Genomic DNA, 311 nt, shown 5'->3' with positions numbered 1-311 from the left:
GTTGTTAACCTTTACAATGGTTCGGGTTACAACGAAAGCTATACGGTGCAGGGCTTACCAATGGAAGATGTGATGTTTGCCGGCGTGCCCTACGGCGAGTACTCATACTCAATTAGCAAGGAATGTAAAACGCCGGTAACGGGTACAACAACAGTTGATTGCGCCAACGATATGGGCGTATCTGTTTTTGCAGAGGCGCCGGTTGCCAAAACCGTTAACGATGTCTTTTTCTTCATTGGTATGACCGGAGCAGAAGCAGGTACGGTTGTTAACCTTTACAATGGTTCGGGTTACAACGAAAGCTATACGGT

Annotated in this window: 1 protein-coding gene; it reads left to right on the top strand. The window is 46.9% G+C overall.

All coding sequences use genetic code 11. From position 1 onward, the window contains the following. Nucleotides 1-311, top strand: a 311-nt coding sequence (locus KDU71_RS22945; protein ID WP_212193454.1) for a hypothetical protein, incomplete at both ends; no start/stop codon positions are given.

Origin of the sequence: Carboxylicivirga sediminis (assembly GCF_018156225.1) — a bacterium.
GTDB lineage: Bacteria > Bacteroidota > Bacteroidia > Bacteroidales > Marinilabiliaceae > Carboxylicivirga > Carboxylicivirga sediminis.
The sequence above is the reverse complement of the archived record's forward strand: the minus strand, read 5'-3'. Positions and strand labels throughout refer to the sequence as shown.